General features: G+C 39.0%; 17 protein-coding genes and 1 tRNA gene. 17 read left to right on the top strand and 1 reads right to left on the bottom strand.

What is annotated here, in order from left to right; genetic code table 11:
- From ACKI5B_RS13110 to fusA, 4 genes are all read left to right on the top strand, one after another.
- The gene (locus ACKI5B_RS13110; protein ID WP_407429495.1) at positions 1-303 is read left to right on the top strand and encodes a hypothetical protein; all 303 of its coding nucleotides are present in this window, start codon (positions 1-3) and stop codon (positions 301-303) included.
- Complete coding sequence (locus tag ACKI5B_RS13105) at positions 251-1,420, top strand: carbon-nitrogen hydrolase family protein (RefSeq protein ID WP_407429493.1); 1,170 nt, start codon at positions 251-253, stop codon at positions 1,418-1,420. The genes ACKI5B_RS13110 and ACKI5B_RS13105 overlap by 53 nt, the downstream gene beginning before the upstream one ends.
- A 2-nt stretch (positions 1,421-1,422) precedes the next feature.
- Complete coding sequence (locus ACKI5B_RS13100; protein WP_407429491.1) at positions 1,423-1,983, top strand: NUDIX hydrolase; 561 nt, start codon at positions 1,423-1,425, stop codon at positions 1,981-1,983.
- Positions 1,984-2,090: 107 nt separating this feature from the next.
- A complete protein-coding gene (gene fusA / locus ACKI5B_RS13095; protein ID WP_407429489.1) occupies positions 2,091-4,151 on the top strand; it encodes an elongation factor G in 2,061 nt (686 codons plus the stop codon).
- A gap of 3 nt (positions 4,152-4,154) precedes the next feature.
- Here fusA and ACKI5B_RS13090 read toward each other — a convergent pair whose 3' ends face one another.
- Entirely contained in the window at positions 4,155-5,360 is a 1,206-nt protein-coding gene (locus ACKI5B_RS13090; RefSeq protein ID WP_407429487.1) for a GGDEF domain-containing protein, read from the bottom strand.
- Positions 5,361-5,547: 187 nt separating this feature from the next.
- Between ACKI5B_RS13090 and ACKI5B_RS13085 the strand changes: the two genes are divergently transcribed.
- The 13 genes from ACKI5B_RS13085 to ACKI5B_RS13025 form a co-directional block, all read left to right on the top strand.
- Positions 5,548-7,278: a methyl-accepting chemotaxis protein gene (locus tag ACKI5B_RS13085; RefSeq protein WP_407429485.1), complete on the top strand. Its 1,731-nt coding sequence runs from the start codon at positions 5,548-5,550 to the stop codon at positions 7,276-7,278.
- 28 nt (positions 7,279-7,306) lie between these two features.
- Entirely contained in the window at positions 7,307-9,046 is a 1,740-nt protein-coding gene (locus ACKI5B_RS13080; RefSeq protein ID WP_407429483.1) for a methyl-accepting chemotaxis protein, read from the top strand.
- A gap of 22 nt (positions 9,047-9,068) precedes the next feature.
- Positions 9,069-10,841 (top strand): methyl-accepting chemotaxis protein, encoded by a 1,773-nt coding sequence (locus ACKI5B_RS13075; protein ID WP_407429481.1) that lies wholly within the window; start codon positions 9,069-9,071, stop codon positions 10,839-10,841.
- 10 nt (positions 10,842-10,851) lie between these two features.
- Complete coding sequence (locus ACKI5B_RS13070; RefSeq protein ID WP_407429479.1) at positions 10,852-12,654, top strand: methyl-accepting chemotaxis protein; 1,803 nt, start codon at positions 10,852-10,854, stop codon at positions 12,652-12,654.
- Between the two features lie 15 nt (positions 12,655-12,669).
- Entirely contained in the window at positions 12,670-13,173 is a 504-nt protein-coding gene (locus ACKI5B_RS13065; RefSeq protein ID WP_407429477.1) for a chemotaxis protein CheW, read from the top strand.
- The gene (locus tag ACKI5B_RS13060; protein ID WP_407429475.1) at positions 13,160-13,681 is read left to right on the top strand and encodes a hypothetical protein; all 522 of its coding nucleotides are present in this window, start codon (positions 13,160-13,162) and stop codon (positions 13,679-13,681) included. Before ACKI5B_RS13065 ends, ACKI5B_RS13060 begins: the two co-directional genes overlap by 14 nt.
- A 10-nt stretch (positions 13,682-13,691) precedes the next feature.
- Positions 13,692-14,636: a chemotaxis protein CheB gene (locus tag ACKI5B_RS13055; protein ID WP_407429473.1), complete on the top strand. Its 945-nt coding sequence runs from the start codon at positions 13,692-13,694 to the stop codon at positions 14,634-14,636.
- On the top strand, positions 14,633-15,499 hold the full coding sequence (locus ACKI5B_RS13050) for a CheR family methyltransferase (protein WP_407429471.1): 867 nt from the start codon (positions 14,633-14,635) through the stop codon (positions 15,497-15,499). The genes ACKI5B_RS13055 and ACKI5B_RS13050 overlap by 4 nt, the downstream gene beginning before the upstream one ends.
- A complete protein-coding gene (locus tag ACKI5B_RS13045; RefSeq protein WP_407429469.1) occupies positions 15,492-17,594 on the top strand; it encodes a hybrid sensor histidine kinase/response regulator in 2,103 nt (700 codons plus the stop codon). The genes ACKI5B_RS13050 and ACKI5B_RS13045 overlap by 8 nt, the downstream gene beginning before the upstream one ends.
- Positions 17,594-19,441 (top strand): adenylate/guanylate cyclase domain-containing protein, encoded by a 1,848-nt coding sequence (locus ACKI5B_RS13040; protein WP_407429467.1) that lies wholly within the window; start codon positions 17,594-17,596, stop codon positions 19,439-19,441. Before ACKI5B_RS13045 ends, ACKI5B_RS13040 begins: the two co-directional genes overlap by 1 nt.
- Before the next feature lie 82 nt (positions 19,442-19,523).
- A tRNA-Leu gene (locus ACKI5B_RS13035) sits at positions 19,524-19,605 on the top strand.
- A 54-nt stretch (positions 19,606-19,659) separates the two neighbouring features.
- Positions 19,660-20,427, top strand: coding sequence for a DUF554 domain-containing protein (locus ACKI5B_RS13030; protein ID WP_407429465.1), 768 nt, complete (start codon positions 19,660-19,662; stop codon positions 20,425-20,427).
- Positions 20,428-20,544: 117 nt separating this feature from the next.
- The coding region (locus ACKI5B_RS13025) for an ATP-binding cassette domain-containing protein (protein ID WP_407429511.1) at positions 20,545-20,703 on the top strand (159 nt) is incomplete at its 3' end.

The raw sequence follows: 20,703 nt of genomic DNA, 5'->3' as shown, positions 1-20,703 counted from the left end.
ATGAAAAATATCTACAATATAATTGCACAGCTTTGCTCTCTCGTAATCAATTCCTGTACTGAAGATTTTTTTGTCCGTTACAGCTGCATCTCTAAAAATGAAAAAACAAGAATCAGCGGAATAATCTGTGAAAAACTGCCGGTTCTGTTTGAAAAAGATACATCAAAAGTTCATAAAATTTCAGATTCTGATTTGAACGAAAGTTTTTTTGATGTTCTTGACTCTTTGATTGAATCAATGAAGGGTGAAAATGATTTTTTTTGCGATTATGTGTCTTATCCAGCTTTTAGACGAAAGCCTTGAAAATCTTTTGCAGCAGAAAATTAAGGATTTTCAGGAAGATGATTTTTCAGTCGTACTGAACACAAACCGCGAAAATACAGGAATTGGCCTTTTACCGCGCTGTTCGTGTGTATGGGAACGCAAACACAGGCTTGCTCACAGCTACAACCGCATGGACAATTTCCTTTTCAATATTCTCTTAATGGAAAATTCGATTTTGGGAGAATTGATTGACAAGCATTTTTTCCTTAAAAAAGACCTGTTCTCTGATTTTTCAAAAAAACGTTTTCTAAAAATTGCCGCAACACCTCTCCGTCTTGAACGTGATTTTGACGTCCTTCCTTACGACGAAAATAAAGTCCAGTATTTTAAGATTGAATATCGCAATGCCGGTTCTTCTGAGGGTGAAGCAGTTTCTGAAGAATCACTTTTTGATTCAGAAAATTCCCTCATCTGGCAGAAAATTCTGGCAGCGGGAAAAAACAACAGCGACATCATCGTGTTCCCGGAAATGCTCGGAAACCCGAAAATGACTGAGTATATCACGGGCAAGTTAAAAGCTCTTTCAGACGAAGAGGCGAAATCAATTCCTTCGCTGATTGTCCTGCCTTCTTTCTGGGAAAAAAACCGGAACTCCGTCACTATCCTTGACAAATTCGGCAATGTCGTCTGCCATCAGAGCAAGCAGAATCCATTCCGGGTAGAGCAGGGAGGAACCGGCTATCTTGAAGGCATTCTTTCAAGCCTTGTGGTGAACATTTTCCATTTTGAAGGAATCGGCCGCTTCGCCGTTCTTATCTGTAAAGATTTTCTTACGACAAAATATATGGAACAGCTTATGCGCTGCTTTAAGCTCACTCTCATTATCGTGCCGTCTTTTTCTACAGGCTCTTACGATTTCCGTCAAAGTTTCGATTTGTGCGCCCATGATGACTGCAATGTAGTCTGGATTAACACCTGCGCCGCTATAGAAAAAGGCAAGGAAGTAAATTTTGAGAATATAGGCTATATCCGAAAGCGAATCAGCCGCAGTGATGATGAAGCACAAAAATTATGTAAAATGCCTATTTGCGAAGGTGCTTTTAAAGGCGAATGTAAACACGACTGTCTTCATTATGAAGTAATTGGGGCGGTGTAAAAATGAAATTCAAATCGATTCAAAAAATCCACGAAGGAAAATTTATTACCCGCTACAACCTTGAATATGAAACTGTAAGCGGAAAATCCAAAATCTACGAGATGATCAGCCGCAACAAAAATATTTCATCGCTTCAGGACTTGCAGAACGGCCGAGTCGATGCAGTTGTTATGATTATGCACGATGAAGCAGGAGAACAGATCCTTTTGAGCCGTGAATTCCGCATGGCGACAGGCGAATGGGTTTACAATTTCCCCGCAGGTCTTATTGATTCAGGAGAAGATGCGGCTTCGGCAGCTGAAAGAGAACTTCGTGAAGAAACCGGACTTAAACTCACTCATATCGATGAAATCTGGCTTGATTCATATTCAGCAGTCGGCTTTTCCAATGAAAGAAACATCGTAATCATAGGAAAAGCAGAGGGTGAAATCAAGCCGAGTGATTCAGAAATGGAAGAAATCGAAGCGTTCTGGTACACAAAGGCAGAAATCCGTGCTCTCTTAAAAGTAGCCCGTTTTGCCGCAAGAACCCAGGCTTACTGCATGCTCTGGAGCCGGAACTAGGAAAATCAAAAAAATCGTACTACTTCCCAAAAATCCAAAAATATAATATATTTTTCTGTCGGGAACATCAGCACAGGTGTTCCGTTTTTTTTGATTTGGAGTACACTATGGCACTTAATTTACAGAAAATGCGCAATATCGGAATCATGGCGCACATTGATGCTGGAAAAACTACTACAACAGAGCGAATTCTTTATTATACAGGTAAAATTCACAAAATCGGCGAAATTGACGACGGCGCTGCTACAATGGACTTTATGAAGCAGGAACAGGATCGCGGAATTACAATCGCTTCGGCCGCAATTACTACTGACTGGAACGGCTACACAATCAACATCATCGACACACCAGGTCACGTTGATTTTACTGCCGAAGTTGAACGCTCTCTCCGCGTTCTGGATGGAGCAGTGGCTGTAATCTGTGCAGTTGACGGGGTTCAGCCACAGACAGAAACAGTATGGAAACAGGCAGATGAATTTTCTGTCCCACGGCTTTGTTTTGTAAACAAAATGGACCGTATCGGTGCTGATTTTTTCTATTCGATTAACGATGTTCACGAAAAATTCGGAGTAAACACAATCGCACTCCAGGTTCCGATGGGGCAGGGCGAAGATTTTGAGGGCGTAATTGACCTTCTTAAAATGAAGGAAATCCGCTGGAATCCGGACGATGAAGGCGAAACTTTCACAGAATCAGACATTTCCGACAAATACAAAGACCTTGCCGAAGAATGGCGTGCAAAACTTATTGATGCAGTTGCTTCTGAAGATGACGAACTCGGCATGATTTACCTTGAAGGCGGTGAAATTACAAACGAGCAGCTTAAAGCCGTAATCCGCCGCGGCACAATCGACCGTACTTTCGTTCCTTGCCTTTGCGGCTCTGCCCGACGCAACAAGGGTGTTCAGCCTTTAATCGATGCCGTAATCGACTATCTTCCCTGTCCGACAGATGTTCCGGCTGCAAAAGGCCTTCACGTTAAAAAAGACCGCGAAGAAGAAGTTGAAATTCCTTGCGATGAAAAGAAAATGCCTCTCGGTCTTGTTTTCAAAATCCAGCAGGACCGCGAAATGGGAGCCCTCTGCTTTGTCCGCGTTTACTCAGGCAAATTCACTGCAGGAAGCCAGGCACTCAACGTCGGAAAGAAAAAACGCGAGCGAATCAACCGCATTTTACGTGTAAATGCAAATCACATGGAGCAGATGGATTCTGTTTCTGCAGGCGACATCGCTGTTTTTGTCGGCCTTAAAATCTCTCAGACGGGTGACACTTTGGGAAGCGAAGGCATGCCTGTTCTTCTTGAAAGCGTAAAATTCCCGGAGCCTGTAATTTCAATTGCAATCGAACCTGAAACTTTGAGCGATAAAGACAAACTAGTTGAAACTCTGGCTGTTATGAGCCGTGAAGACCCGACTTTTACAAGCCACGAAGATGCCGAAACCGGTCAGCTCATTATTTCCGGAATGGGCGAGCTTCATCTTGATGTTCTTGTTACCCGCATGAAGGAAGATTTCGGCGTTAAGGCAAATGTCGGCGCTCCTCAGGTAACTTACCGTGAATCGGTCAAAAACGAAGCTGAAGTTTCTTCTACCTGGGAAAAGAACCTTGCAGGAAAGGACAACACTGCAGGCCTTACAGTTAAAATCTTCAAAAACGAACAGGGAGTGGGAAACACTTATTCCTGCACTGTTCATGATAACAATATTCCTGAAGAAATCTACGATGCTGTTAAGGCAGGATTTGAAAACTCGTTTGCTTCCGGCATAAAATACGGCTATCCGTGTGCAGATGTCGGCGTAACTGTCACAAAAATTGACTATAACGAGCTTACAGGAACTCCATTTGCATTTACAGCCTGTGCTGCTCAGGCTTTTGACGAGGCAGCAGAAAAAGCAGGACCTGAAATCTTAGAGCCTGTCATGAATGTTGATATTTCCTGTCCGCTTGAGTTTGTAGGAGATGCAATCAGCCAGATTACTCAGCGCGGCGGAATGATTCAGGGGCAGGACAGCAAAGCAAGCGGCGAAATCGTTCACTGTATTGCTCCAATGGCAAAAATGTTCGGCTTCTCAACAAATCTCCGCTCGGTCACCCAGGGCCGGGCAAGTTTCAGCATGGAATTTGCTCACTTCCAGGTAAAGCAGGGCGGTCTGAACTCGGCTTACTAAAACTTATTTACCTTTAAGTTCTTTTTTGCGTTCGTACATTCTTGAATCGGCCAGTTCAAAAAGGGTTTTGTAAGATTTTTCCGTAATTTCTTCAAAGCCCGCAAAACCTGACGCTATAACCACTTTTTTTGCTGAACGGTTTTCATCAATTTTGCGGTTAAAATTTGAAATAAAATCACTGCTTTTTTTGTAGTTTTCTCCCATAAGGAAAACTACAAATTCGTCTCCGCCAATACGGTAAACAGGCGTATCTGTAAAATACTGATTTATTATTTTGCAGGCAGATTTTATAAGTTTATCGCCTTCTTCATGCCCTTTTGTGTCGTTTGTAAGTTTTAAATCATTTACATCAAAAATAACGATTCCAAAATCTTTCAGGATTTTATCTTCGATGCGTTTTTCTATACCGAGAATGTCTTCCAGATATGCACATTTGCTTTTTACACCAGTAAGCGGATCTGTATATGCCATAAGCCGAGCAGAAAGAAGTTCCTTTTCCTGAATTCCTTCTACTTCAAAAAGCCGGTTTAGTTCTTCTTTGTGGTTTTCTTTTTCATCTTCAAGGACAAAAGTATGAATTATACATGTTGCTATCATAAAACCCATGCTGTAAAACGGAATAAAAACATAGAGCCTCTGCATGGCAATAAAAACAGTCATGATGATTCCAGAAAGCCATATTGCCCTGTGCCTTCGTTTTATATTTCCATGAGTTTTAAAAGTTTCAATAAACATATAAAATGAAATTATCGTAAAAAAAACTATCTGAACAAATATAAATATGTGTCTTGAAATTTCAGGATGATAAAGCCCGTCGCTGCTGAACCAGAACATAATCGGATAGAAGAAATTTACAATCAGCATTAATGATTCAGCGCATAAAAAAATTATGCCGAAATATTTTAGTATCATGAAAAAAAAGTTTTCATCGTTTACATAAGAAATAACATAGCGGATCCACGAAAAAACTGAATAGGCCATTGTAAAAAAGTAAAGAACTGTATCTGCATATGAAAGAAGCGGAATCTTCTGGTCGTAAATTACACCCCAGAAAGTGTCAGCAATATAATAAAATAAAACGCTGAAAAGAAATTTCCTGTATAAGTGAAAAGAACGTATTGACTGGGAATGTCTTGTTTTATTAAAGACATCGTAATTTATTGTGAGAAGAATAATAACTGCTAAGGCACCTATACTTGAATAATACATGACTTTTCGTCTGTTAATTTTTTCCCTTAATATACTATTAAATATAACATATATCTGCTGATTTTAAAGGAAAATTATTAAAAAAAACTTAGCATTGATTAAATATATCTTAATTTTCTAGCAAAATTATTAAAATTGCGTTATAATTGTTCTTATCTGTAGAAATGTAAAAAAAGGGGTCTTAAAAATGAGTTTTGTCAAACGCTCCATGCTCATGATTGGTGCACCGGTTGCAGTGTTTTTTATAATTACAACAATAATTCTTGGAAGCCTTGTTTCCAATTACACTGAACTTCAGGCATACAGGCTTGTATATTCAAATGTCAGGGAATGTATTCAGTCATTTGAAAAAACTCTTTCACCTCCGTCAAAACTTGTTGATTCGATTGCATGGATTTTTAAAGACGGTTTTTACAAAAAATGGAAGGATACAAACGAAATTTTTGAGAAAATGTCGCTTTCATATTCTGATTTTCCGGGGCTTTACGGCTGTAAGCCGGACGGTACTTTCTATCATGGAGAAAATATAAAAGCTCCTGCTGGTTATAATCCAACTAAAACTGCCTGGTATAAAGGTGCTGTCGATTACGGCGGGGAGATGTTTTATTCTGATGTAGCATTTAATGAGCTTACTCAGGCAGTTGTTGTAACTATTTCACGTGCTATTTTTAAAGATTCCGGAAGCCTGGTAGGTGTTGTTGCCTTTGACTTTCCTATTGATGATTTACAGAATTTTGTCGGTGAAATCCGGAATGATGAACTGGATCAGGCATTTATTCTTTCACCTGAAGGCAATTTTTTCATGCACGGCACATATACCCCGGATGACAATATTCTTTCAGTTGATAACGGGGCGTACAGTGAAGTTGGAGAAAAAATGCTTATGTCTACCGATGATTTTGTTGTCGGAAAGGTTAATGATATAAAATATGTATTCAGAATCGCACCGATTCAGCTTACCGGCTGGTATTATGTGCTTGGAAAAAGTGTAAAAGATGTAAGTTCCTTTTCTACTGCTACAAGAAGGCTTCTTTCCAGTGCATTCTTCTTTCTTTTTGTAGGAATTATGGCAATTACGGCGTTTATTATAAGCCGCATGCGTGCTAAAGAACGGGGAGCCAGTATCCGTCTTATCGGAGAAACTCATAATCTTGCAGTCTCCTCAAAAGAAAATGTGGCTACTGCCCAGGAGCAGAGTACCGCCGTTAAAGAAATTGTTGCCACAATGGAAGATAATACAGCCCTTTCTGAAGATATTTCTCAAAAAATTAAAGATGTTTCCGGTGTTGCAAGCAAAACAAACATCGATGTTTCTGAAGGCGTTTCTTATCTTGAAGAAAATGTCCGTCAGCTTCACGAAATTGCAAAGGCAAATCAGGCAACAATCAATGGAATTAAAAATCTCGGTGATAAAATCGAAAATATCTGGGATATTGTTACACTTATTAACTCTGTTGCAGATCAGGCAAAAATCATCGCTTTCAATGCAGAGCTCGAAGCTTCTACTGCAGGAGCTGCCGGACGTAACTTCCACATTGTTGCAACTGAAATCCGGCGCCTTGCAGACGGAATTATTGACGGTACAAAAGAAATCAAGTCAAAAATTACTGAAATTCAGCAGAGTTCAGACAGTCTTATTCTTGCAAGCGAAAGCGGAACCGAAAAAATTCAGGAAGGTGTTGCAAATGCCAAAAATCTTGAAGAACGGTTCTCAAGTATCAAAAATGCTTCAGAAATTACCGCTGACAGTGCGGGTACAATCACTACAATTATTCAGCAGCAGACTTTAGCAAGTGAGCAGATTCTTCTTACACTCAAGCAGATTTCCTCAGGTGTTGAAAACTTCACAAGTGCAACAGCTCAGATTTCTGTTGCTTCCGAAACGCTTAAATCAATTGCTGAGGATTTAAACAGGTAGGTTCGTGTAAAAAGGGGAGTATTTAAAAATGAGAAAATTTATAATTTCAAGTATTGTGCCGCCGACTATAGTTGCACTTTTTGCGTGTTTGTCTTTTTATCTTGTAAACACCAACATCGTAAAAAAGAACGTAAATGCAACGACAAGTTCTGCAATATATCAGCTTAAAGCCGATGTTCAGTCAATTTTGCAGCCTAACATGGACAAAATGAGTAACTGGCAGTCTATAGTTGAAGAAATTCATGAAGAGTCAGCACTTTTACGTGTTATGAAAGGAATTTCTGCAGATTTACCTGAAGGTTCATTTTTCTATTACGCTACGATTATTTCCCGTTTTAAAAAAGACGGCTTTTTTATTAATAACCTTGGCTGGAAACCTGAAGCTACCTGGGAACCTTCTTCACGCGGATGGTTTAAGGAAGCCGTTGCAAATAATGGAAAATTTACATATATAGATCCTTATCTGGATGACCGGACTGGAAGCGTCTGTGCAACTTTCGCACAGTCAGTAAAGAGTAAGGATGGAAAGCCTCTTGGGGTTGCAGCAATGGATGTTCTTCTTGATGTTCTTTCTGATCTTGTTGCCAATACAAACATTTCTCCGAACAGTAATGTTTATATTCTTCTTTCGGACGGGCGTTATCTTACAAATTCTGATGCTTCAAAACTTATAAATGACAATTATTTTTCAGGTGAAAATGCCGAAAACATTTTAAAAGCCGGCTATAATTTATCAGAATTTCTTGATGGTAGTGAAAAATCATTTATATACAACAGTCATTTCTACGCTGTAAACCGCATCGGGGAATCTCCATGGTTTGTAGTAGTAGACGGTCCTGTTTCTGACTTTAACGCACAGTTTATGCGTCAGCTTATGATTATTCTCTGTATTCTTCTTGTTCTTGGGGTCGGCAGTGCGTTTATCAATATGTGGATTTTAAACAGCGTGCGCCGTAAAGAAAAAATGCTTGCAAATAAGCTTCTTACAGAAACACAGCACCTTGCCCTTGCTTCAAAGGAAAATGCTGATACAAGCCAGAATCAGAATGTTTCCGTAAAAGAAATTGTTGCTACGATGGAAGACAACAACGCACTGTCTGAGAGTATTTCAGAAAAAATAAAAGATGTTTCCGGAGTTGCTTCAAAAACAAACGAAGATGTTGCTGAAGGTGTTTCATATCTCGAAAAGAATGTGCAGCAGCTTCATGAAATTGCACAGGCAAACCTTAATACAATTAACGGAATTAAATCCCTTGGTGACAAAATTTCAAACATCTGGGATATAGTCTCTCTTATCAACTCTGTAGCAGATCAGGCAAAAATTATTGCTTTTAATGCCGAACTTGAAGCAAGCAGTGCAGGAGAAGCCGGACGTAACTTCCATATTGTTGCAACTGAAATCCGGCGGCTTGCAGACGGAATTATTGACGGCACAAAGGAAATTAAAGAGCGCATCACAGAAATTCAGCAGAGTTCTGACAGTCTGATTATTGCCAGCGAAAACGGAACCGAAAAAATAAATGATGGTGTTGAAAATGCAGCTGTTCTTTCCGAGCGTTTTGAAAGTATAAAAAATGCCTCTGAAATAACTGCAAGCAGTTCAAAAGACATTACCACAATTATTCAGCAGCAGGCTTTAGCAAGTGAGCAGATGCTTATCACTCTTAAACAGATTGCAACCGGTGTTGAAAACTTCAGCAGTGCCACTGAAGATATTTCGCGTGCATCTGAAACGCTTAAAAACATTGCAGAAGACTTGAATAAATAAAACGCATAAAGGTAGAAAACAGATGGATTTGTTGAATGCAAAAAATAAAATAAAACGGTTACCTTTCCCGGTTATTGCAGCGATTTTTTCTCTTGTTATTGCTGTAATCCTTTCGGTAAGTTTTTTATTTATCAGTAAGTCTGCAAGAATTAATTTTGAAAAGTCCAGCCACAAAGAATTATCCCAGCTTGCAAAAAACATGAAGCTTGAATTTGAGCTGGGGCTTAATGAGCAGCTTGCTCTTGCAATGCAAATGGCAAAATCTCCTGTAATCATCCGCTATTTTGAAAAACCTTCAGATTCTTCATTAAAAAAAGAAGCGTTTGAAGAAGTCCTTGCCTATCAGAACTCTTTTTTGAGCAGGCTTTCTTTTATGATTAATGATAATGACCTTCGCTATTATGCAAATAACGAATATCTTTATACTCTCGATAAATCCAATTCTTCTAGTGCCTGGTATACAAGTCTTCTTGATACGGACAAGGCTTATGTTTTTAATGTTGATTATGATATCGGCTTAAAGCAGACTTTTATGTGGGTAAACTGCATAGTCAGAAATCAGAATAATAAATTTCTTGGTCTTATTGGAACCGGAATCCCGATTTCCCAGTTTGTAAATTCTCTTTATTCACAGCTGCCGGAAAATTATTCGATGTTTCTTTTTAATGAGGCACTTGAAACTACCGGTTCAACAGACCTGCACCATCTTGAAAAAAAGTCCCGCATTACAGATGTAATTACAGACCTTCGCGAATATGAAGGCAGTCTTTATCAGATTGGACAGTCATTTATTGATACAGAAAACACGGTTTATGCTTTTCAGCCTTTAGAAGAAATCGGCTGGAATATACTTGTTTCAAAGGACTATACTGTCCGTGCCTTCCTTGAAAATGCAATTGTTCCGGCTTCAATCTGTCTTATAGTAATTGTTTTTGTTTTTCTTGGATTTTTTGTTTTTCTTCGTGTGCAGCTGCTTCATTTGAATGACAAGAAAGTCGGAACCAGTATTTTGGAAGAAATTCAGAACCTGGCAGATTCTGCAAAAAATAATACAGAAACAGCACAGAATCAGAGTGCTTCCGTAAAAGAAATAGTTGCCACAATGGAGGATAATAATTCTCTTTCTGAAGATATTTCCGAAAAAATTAAGGATGTTTCTCAAATTGCAGTAAAAACCAGCGGAGATGTTGCGGACGGAGTTTCTTACCTCGAAAAAAATGTACAGCAGCTTCACGAAATTGCACAGGCTAACTTAAACACAATCAGCGGAATAAAAGCTCTCGGTGATAAAATCGAAAACATCTGGGATATCGTAACATTAATTAACAATGTAGCAGACCAGGCAAAAATTATTGCCTTTAATGCCGAACTTGAAGCAAGCAGTGCAGGAGAAGCCGGTCGTAACTTCCACATTGTTGCGACTGAAATCCGGCGCCTTGCAGACGGAATTATTGACGGCACAAAAGAAATCAAAGAGCGGATTACAGAAATCCAGAAAAGTTCTGACAATCTTATTCTTTTCAGCGAAAACGGAACAGAAAAAATTAACGAAGGTGTTGAAAATGCAAAAGGACTTGAAGAGCGCTTTGAAAGTATAAAAAATTCGGCTCAGTCTACTGCAAACAGTTCAAGTGATATTACAACAATTATTCAGCAGCAGGCTGTTGCAAGTGAACAGATGCTTGCAACCCTTAAACAGATTGCTTCTGGTGTTGAAAATTTCAGTAGTGCAACAGCGGATATTTCGCGTGCATCAGAAAAACTAAAAAATATTGCGGAAGATTTGAGCAGGTAAGGAGAAGAATATGGCTAAAAATGAAAACCGCTTTTTGCGTAAGACTTATTCGATTTCCGGGGCAGTAATTCTGGGAGCCGCCATTGCACTCGGTATCGTATATCATGTGCTTTCAGCTCAGGCTTCCATGCGTAATTTAACTCAGAAACTTCGCGAAGAAGTTAATCAGAAGGCAATCATGATGGAAGGTTTTCTAAAACCGGAGATAGCCCTTGCAGAAAAACTTGCTTCTTCTCCGACTGTCATCCGCTTTTTTAAGAATCCGAAAGATAAAAATGAGCGCAAACGTGCCATGGAAGAATTTAAAAGCTTTAACGATGCTTTTTCTTCACACAGTATTTTCTGGGCAAACGATGTAGACAAAGAGTTCTGGAATGCCATGAAGTATTCTTATACGGTCGATCCGGCAAATCCAAGTGATTACTGGTACAACATGACTTTATACGAAACTGATGTTTACAATTTCAACATTAACTACAATCCGGAAATTAATATGACCTGTCTCTGGCTTAACGGGGTTGTCCGTGATGAAAATAAAAAGCCGATTGGTATGACCGGAACAGGTATTGAACTGGATAATTTTATAAACAAATGTTACGAAACACTCGGAAATGACTTTACAATGTATTTCTTTAATAAAGACATGGAAATAACAGCCGCACTGAATCAGCAGCTTCTTGTTGATAAAGTTCATATCGACAGTCTTTACAGTCAGATTACAGATTTTAACGAGCTTATCCTTAATTCAAAAGATTCTGCCACAGAAGGCGGTATTTACAATTTTAAGGCCGGACCTGAAGAACTTGGCGTAATCCGCTATCTGCCAAGCTACGGATGGTATGTGTTTGTTACAGGTCCTTTAAGAGCCGGAAAACAGAAAGGTATTTCTTCGCTTGCGGTTATCATCATAATAATTCAGCTGGTTTTTTCAATCTTTGTGATTTTTATTGCAAAGCTTCACAGCATGATGCATAAAGCGCGGGAAGCAAGTCAGAGCCTTGTTGCTGAAACTCAGAATCTTGCTGTATCAACAAAAGAGACTGCTGCAACTGCCCACGATCAGAGTTCGGCTGTAAAAGAAATCGTTGCCACAATGGAAGAGAATACTGCTCATTCAGAAGATATTTCGCAGAAAATTAAAGCTGTTTCGGGTGTTGCAACACAGACAAATACTTATGTTGCAGAAGGTGTTTCCTTTATCGAAGAAAATATGCGTCAGCTTCAGGAAATTGCCGCTACAAACATGAACACAATTTCAGGAATCCGCATTCTTGGTGATAAAATCGAAAACATCTGGGATATAGTTACTCTTATCAACGCTGTTGCAGATCAGGCAAAAATTATTGCCTTTAATGCCGAACTTGAAGCAAGCAGTGCAGGAGAAGCCGGACGTAACTTCCATATCGTTGCAACTGAAATCCGGCGTCTTGCAGACGGAATTATTGACGGTACAAAAGAAATTAAAGAGCGTATCACAGAAATTCAGCAGAGTTCTGACAGCCTGATTATTGCCAGTGAAAGCGGAACCGAAAAAATTCAGGAAGGCGTTGAAAGTGCGAAGGTTCTTGAAGAACGCTTTACGAGCATAAAAAATGCCTCTGAAATTACTGCAAACAGTGCATCTGAAATAACTACAATCATTCAGCAGCAGGCAGTTGCAAGCGAGCAGGTTTTAACTTCTCTTAAGCAGATAGCTTCCGGTGTTGAAAACTTTACTCTTGCAACTGAGCATATTTCCAAGTCATCACAGAACTTAAAAACGATTGCAACTGAACTTAGTGCAATTAAAGAGTCTGAGACTGCTTCGGAATAAAATTGAGGAGGTCCTATGAACGAAGAAATAATCGAAAAAATTGAGCAGCAGCAGTCAGAAAAAACTGAAGTTATCGAAGAAAAGAAAATGACCACCTGGCTAATTTTTTCCATCGCAAAGAAAAAATTTGCCGTAAAGTCCAGTGATGTACTTGAAATTATCCGCGATGTTGCTGTGTACAAGCTGCCTTTTATGCCGGCATATGTTGAAGGTGTATTAAATCGCCGAGGAGATCCGTTTACGGTTATTAATCCGTGCGTACTCATCCTTGAAAATGAGCCTAAACCGCCTGAAGAGCCGCTTTTTCTTATTTTTAAACGCAGTGATGACCAGCTTTCACTGCATATTTCGGATATTCTTTTCTTTACCGAAATGGAAGAAGGTGATCTCAATCTTATTCCAGGAAGTAATGATGAAGGATATTTTTTAGGAACGCTCGGTTATGGAGGAGAAGAAATTCCTGTACTGAATCCGAACGCTTTTGAACAGCTTATAAGGAAAGACCTTGGAAGCGCATAATCATTTTACATGCATTGCATACGACACGATAGATTTTCTCATTCAAAGTAAATATGTAATTTTCGGTATTTATCTTTCCGTCGAAAAGGATGTAAAAAGCATTATCTTTAACCGGGAAACTTTGCCGCATATTCATATAGGAAGCCTTCTTGAAAAAGAATTTGAATGCCGGCCTTTGGAGAACTGTACTGTAGTTCTCGTAATGAAAAAACACAACTTTGAAAGTGATGTTCAGCGGCTTATAGTCGATTATACGCAGACGGCATTTCCTGCAAGCGGTAATCTTGCAATTTCGGTTAACTGCTCGGTTGCAAGTAAAATTATCGACATCAAGAATCTGCACTTAATTCCTCCGGGAATCAGGGCGCGGCAGACAGAGTGCGGTGTGTGTGCAATAGGCTTTTTAGATGACGAGAAAGATAAAAAGCTTTTGAGAAAACAGATTCTTATTTCGCCTGATAACCTGCTTCGAAAATTCTTTTCAGCCGGCTTAATTAAGATAAAATAGGGGAGTGTAAATGAAGGTTATTGTTGCAGCAGGTTCCGCTGTAGTCCGCACAATTTTTGAACAGAATCTCAAGGAATATCCTGATGTAGAAGTTTCGGCTTCCGTCTCAAATGGAAAAAAAATAATTCAGGTATTAGAAAAAGAACATTCAGATGCTGTTATCTGGGTTTTAGATAAAGAAGATCAGCTTGAACTGGAAAATTTTAATATTCTTCAGAATGATTTCCATATTCCGGTTCTTGTACCAGAAAAAATGCCAAAGGTTAATTCCTTTACGAAAGATTTTTTTGACGCTCTTTTAAAAAAACTGAATAAATTAATAAAAAATTCTCCTTCTCAGTCTGCACCAGTTGTGACTGAAAGCAAAAATGCCTCATTTAAGGTTTTGTGTATAGGTGCTTCAACAGGCGGTCCTTCTGCTGTAGTAGAAGTTCTTTCAGGTCTGGGACCTGATTTCCCACTTCCTGTTCTTTATGCCCAGCATATTGAAGTCGGTGCAGATAAAAATCTTGCAGACTGGCTTACTCAGACATGCCGGAATATTCCTGTAACTCTTGCAGAAGATGGAGAAGAAGCTCTGCCTTCACATGTTTACATGGCTCCAGCGGACAAGCATCTTGTTATTGATTATGTAAAAGGTGACGGCCATCCTGTTCTTAAACTTTCTGACGAAGAACCTGAGCGTTTTTTAAGGCCTGCTGTAAATAAACTCTTCCGCTCGGCTTCCCAGTTTTATAAAAAGGAGTGTCTTGCAGTCCTTCTTACCGGAATGGGCATGGATGGTGCTGAAGGCTGTAAAGTAATCTGTGATAATGGGGGCTGGACCATTGCTGAAGATGAGTCTACCTGTGCTGTTTTTGGTATGCCGGCAGCGGCTATTGAGGCCGGCGGGGCAAAAGAAGTTTTGCCGCGTCCGGAGATTTCAAAACGAATTCTGGAGCTGGTGTCAAAATGATGAATGAAAAAGTAGTTTTAACCAAAGACGAATTAGACATATTTATGGAAATCCTCACGGCACGCACCGGCATTGTTCCGAGAGCCAGTCATCTTGACGGCATAAAGTCTTATATAGAAAGCCGGATTGCAGAAAAGCATCTTACTGTTCAGGAATATAAAAATGATCTTATTTCAGACGAAGTTTTTTTTACAGAGCTTGTAAATGAAAGCACTGTTAACGAAACATATTTTTTCCGTGAAGAAAAACAGTTTGCTCTTCTGCGTGACAGAATTTTTCCTATGTGGCGTGCTTTAAAAGGAAATTCTGAACTAAAAATCTGGAGTGCAGCCTGCTCTTCAGGTGAAGAAGCATATTCACTTGCAATTCTTGCAAAATCCTGCTCACTTAATGTTACAGTAACTGCAAGTGACATAAATTCAAATGTCCTTTCCAGATGTTCAAAAGGTCTTTATCCGGCCTCTTCTCTCAGACAGGTTGATGGAGTTTCATTTCATTCTCTGCTTGAAAGTTTCCGGCAGGAAGACGGGAAAATTGCTGTTCCTCAGGAGTTACGTTCTCTTGTAAAAATTCAGAAGATTAATCTTTCTGAAATTGATTCTCCGTCTTACGGTAAAATTCTTCCTCAGAATCAGGATATTGTCTTCCTGCGGAATGTTTTTATATATTTTTCACCGGAACTTCGTTCGCGTATTTTGCGTACTATAGCGGATAAATGTCTTGGAGAAGGCGGAGTTATTTTCGTTTCAATGAGCGAAATTGCACAGATTGACTCTGTAATACTTCCACCGTCTCTTGAAAAAGTTGTTGACGGGAACATTTTCTATTTGCATAAAAAAACAGGGGGCAAAGACAATGGCTAAGGTCTCATCAGATATTACAGAAAGTTTTGCAGCTGAAGTAAAGGAACTTCTGGAAGTTTCAAGAAAAGACATCGTAACCCTAAAAACCACTCAAAATGATGCAGAAACCTTAAGCAGGCTTTTGCGCAGTCTTCATACAATTAAGGGAAATGCCCGGATGCTCGGCTTTTCTACAATCGAAAAGCTTGCTCATGCAGTTGAAGATATTTATAAAAGCGTTAAGGACGGTCAGGTCAAAAACTCAGACCGTCTTGTTAAGTTTGTTTTTGCAGTAACTGATAAAATTACCGATTGTGTTTTATCAATTCTTAAAAAAAATACTGACGAACTGAACATTGAACTTTATCTGCAGAACTGCGATAAGCTTGCTGCCGGAGAATTAATTGATGTAGATGCATTTATTTCTGAAGTTAACCGCGAAAAAGGACTGAGCCTTTATGACGATGATGATGAAGAACTTTCCGAAAATGTAAGTGATATTCAGTCAATCAGAATTAAGCTTTCCCGCGTCAACGAAATTATTACTGCGTTTGACACAATGATTACCCGGGAGTTTCACTTAAAACATCAGCTTGACGAACTTCAGAAATTTGAAGAAAAAACGGACAACCATGAGCTTTCGAAAATCCGCAAGCAGTTTGAATCTGATATTTTTGCTCTTGAAACATCCATTTTCAGTGTTCAGGAACAGGTTTTTGATCTCAGAATGCTTCCAATCAGCATTGTTTTGCGTCCACTGGAAAGCACAATTGCCCTTGAAGCATTAAATCTCAAAAAGAAGGTTAAATGCGACATTCCCGAAACAGACATTGCCATTGATAAAGTAATTCTCGAAGAACTTGGCGATACTCTCATGCATCTTATCCGCAATGCCCTTGATCATGGAATCGAAACTCCTGAAGAGCGTAAAGAAGCCGGAAAAAGCGAGACTGGTACAATCAGCATAACCTGTGTGCGTGAAGCTAAGTACATTGAACTTAGAATTACTGATGACGGCCGAGGTCTTAATTATGAAAAAATCCGCGAAAATGCCTTAAAGCTTTATCCTGAACGCACTGAAGAAATTAAAAATATGAGTGACAGAGAGCTTTCTCAGTTCCTCTTCCAGTCAGGTTTTTCTACAAAAGACGGAGTAACAGAACTTTCAGGCCGTGGCGTTGGTCTTGATGTTGTCTGGTCCAATGTCGAAAAAATCAAGGGCCGTATTAAAATCGAAAGTACTGCCGGAAAGGGAACTTCATTCATCCTTCATTTCCCGCTCAGCCTTTCTACACTTCAGGGACTTTTTGTCTATTCAAACAAAGATAAATACCTCATTCCGTCTCAGCACATTGTTGATATTATTTACCGCAAAAAGAGTGAATACATTACACTTCAGAATCAGAACTATATTAATCTTGAATCTCAGCTCATTCCGTGTTTTTCACTTTCTTCTCTTTTCGATGACCAGAAAGGATTTACTCCTCAGGATGCTGATTCTATTCTCATTGCAGAATATATGGAACAGCGGATCGGAATTATTGTTGAAGAAGTTCAGCAGTATGTGTCACTTGTCGTAAAACCGCTTCCGAAAGCGTTCAGAAATTTCTCGATTCTTCAGGGAATTGTTTTTGATGAACATTATGACATTGTGCCTATCCTCCACGTACCTGATATTCTCAAAAAGTTTAAGTCTCTGCGTGGTTATGACATTAAAAAATACGAAGCAGCAACCAAAAAACGCACAATACGTATTCTTGTTGTTGATGATTCTGAAACTACACGGCAGATTGAAAGATCTATTCTTGAAGGTGCAGGATTTGTTGTTGACACGGCATTTGACGGCTTAGACGGTCTTGAAAAAGCAAAAACAAAACAATATGACCTTATTTTGTCTGATAAGGATATGCCTCGAATGACAGGTCTTGTTCTTCTTGATAACCTTCGCCGAATGGAACAGTACAAAGATGCACCGGTAGTTATTATCACTGCTGACCAGAGTCCGGCTGTCCTTAAAGAATTTGAACAGCTTAGGGCGAGTGCAGTAATTCCGAAAGGAAGTTTTGAACGCGGTAAACTTATCAGCGTGATTAAAGGACTTGTAGGAGAAGAATAATGGCTAAAAAAATACTGATTCTTGAAACATCTGTTACATTGCAGAAGCTTTTTACTACTACACTTGAAGGTGATGATTATTCGATTCAGTTTGCTAATAACGGAAAAGAAGCTGTATATTCTCTTTTTGAATTTCAGCCGGATATTTTTCTTGCAAACTGCGATATTCAGGAACCGCGCAGTTTTGAAATTGTCAGACTCGTACGTTCCATGAAATGTTTTAAAGAATTAACAATCGGAATGTATGCGAATTTCCCGACCCCGCTGGATGAATATTTTGCCTATGACTGCGGGGCGAATTCCTTTGTACGTCTTGACGCAAAAACACTTGTTTTGAGTGTAGATGAACTGGCTTCTCTTTATTCTAAAAAAATCGATAAAATTGCACTTTCTCAAATCAAAAAACATCTTGATGATACTTTCCTGTTTGTTAATGCGTCAAATCTGCTTCATATTAATTCTTACAAAAATTCCATTTATCAGAGACTTATTTCTCTTGTTGACAATATCGAAAGTATTGAAGATATGGTTCGTGATTTTCTTCTGCTTATTGCTGAAGTCTGTGAAGTGCCTGTAGCCGGAATGTACATCGTCGAAAATGACGGACCACACGGCTATTATGTGTGCTCAGAGAATTTAGGCGAAAAAGAACGTTCTGATTTTTTGAGTGTTTGTGCTGCAGATTTTGATAAAGACCGTTCTGATTACAGTGCTGCAAAAGTTACTCCAAAACTGCTTGAAACAAAAGCTGAACTTAACCGTTTTTACAGTACTAAAGTTCAGCTTTCAAGCTATGAAAGCGAAAACTTAAAATCAAGTGATGAAATGAATTACTACGGAACCGTGCATATCGTAAGTGAAGGAAATATTACCAGCGAAAAGCAGGATTTTTTTGAATTCTGTGTAAAAAGTGCCGGTGCTATTTTTGATAAGGCTATAATCGTCAAAAAAAGAATTTACTTTGAAAAGCGGATTCGCCGTGCATTCAGCCGCTTTGTTCCTGAACAGATTATCGACAGTCTTGTAATGCAGTCTGATGATACTGATGAAAGAGTTGGTGTAGGTGAAACCAGGGCTGTTGCAATTCTTTTCAGTGATATCCGTTCATTTACAAATATAAGCGAAAAAAATAAGCCTGATGTTCTGGTTGCATTCCTGAACCGCTATTTTTCAACTATGGTTGAAATTATTAAAAAGCATGGTGGTACAATCGATAAATTTATCGGTGATGCAATAATGGCAGAATTCGGCACACCGGTAAGCTACGAGGATAACTGTAAACGGGCAGTCAGTGCAGCTTATGAAATGCGGGAAGTGCTTCCGTCTATTGATACAGGAGATTTAATCCTTCCAGATGGAATGGAATTTAATATCGGTATTGGTATTCACTACGGCGATGTAATTGTCGGTTCAATCGGTTCAAAAGATAAAACTGATTATTCTGTAATTGGTGATAATGTAAACCTCGCTTCCAGACTTGAAGGACTTACAAAAACATACGGTTCTCAGATTCTCGTCAGTGAAAGTGTACGCGAAAATGCCGGTGAAGATTCGTTCTTTTTCCGTCATATTGATGATGTGCGTGTAAAGGGTAAAAAGAATGCTGTCCCTATTTATGCAGTTGACCGCAGTGAAGAAGAATTTCCTGCTGATTACAAGGACGCTTATACAAAGGGAATGGAATTATATAAACAGGGAATCTGGAATCTTGCAAAAGATTATTTTGCAAGGGCTCTTTCAATTCTAAAAGATGATAAAGCTTCAGAACTTATGCTTTCAAGATGTGAAGAGTTTATTAAGAATCCTCCTGAAAACTGGGATGGAGCGATTGCATTCCTTACAAAATAAAAAAAATGAAAAAAAATATGATTTTTTATAGAAATTCTGTTGACACTTTTATGCGGTTTCTATAAAATATTTATCATCAACTGCGGGGATGGTGGAATTGGTAGACACGCTAGCTTGAGGTGCTAGTGGCGCAAGCTGTGCCTGTTCAAGTCAGGTTCTCCGCACGTTTTAAGAGCTTCCGGTATTTGGAAGCTCTTTTTTTTATTTTGAGGTAAAAAATGATTGCTGTATTTGTGAATTGTGCTACTATCCTTATGGGTTCGCTTGTTGGTCTTCTGTTTGCGAAAAAAATCCCGCAGAAAGTTACTGATTCTATTCAGCTTGCCTGCGGTTTGGTTTCATTTATTATGGGTGTTCAGATGGCATTCAAGTATCAGAATGTTGTTTATCTGGCACTGGCTCTTATTCTGGGCGGCATTGTTGGAACTCTTCTTGATATTGACGGTAAAATCTTAAGTTTTGGACGCTTTTTGGAAAAAGTGTTTATAAAGAAAAACGCTGTTCAACAAAATCCGAATAATGATAATTCTTCTGTTCCGAGTTTTTCAGAAGGAAAACCTCAGAAAAATTTTGCATATGCTTTTTTGAATGCTTCTGTTCTTTTTTGTGTCGGGGCTATGGCAATCGTAGGCAGCTTTAAGGCAGGAATCGAACATGATTATTCAATTATTTTCTTAAAATCAATTCTTGACGGTTTTATTTCTATAGGATTTGCTGTTGCAATGGGAGTTGGAACTGCTTTTTCTGTAATTGCGATTTTTGTATATCAGGGGGCCTTAACTTTACTTTCTGTGTTGATTGCTCCTTATGTAAGTGAGCAGATGATAGCCGAACTGACCGGGAGCGGCGGTGCTTTGATTGTTCTGATAGGTATAAATCTTATGGGATTAAAAAAAGTAAAAACTGCCAATTATCTTCCGGCAGTTTTATTCAGCGTGATTTTTGTGCTTTGTGAACCTTTTGTAAAGAATCTTCTTGGAATGTAAGAATATCGTAAATGTTAAAATTTATTGAGAGAATGAACAAATTTTCCGCTTGAATTCAATAGCAATCTGGTTTATAATCTATTTATAATTATAATCCCTAGCCATCAGGAGGAAAAAATGGCAAAAGTTGAGCTTAAAGGCGTTACAAAAGTTTATGATGGTAACGTTCTTGCAGTAGAAAAATCAAACGTAACAATCGAAGACCGCGAGTTCTGTGTATTCGTAGGTCCATCAGGATGTGGTAAATCAACAACATTGCGTATGATTGCAGGTCTG

Source organism: Treponema sp., assembly GCF_045657965.1.
Lineage (GTDB): Bacteria > Spirochaetota > Spirochaetia > Treponematales > Treponemataceae > Treponema_D.
Note: the sequence above shows the minus strand (reverse complement) of the source record. Positions and strands in the feature narration are given on the sequence as shown.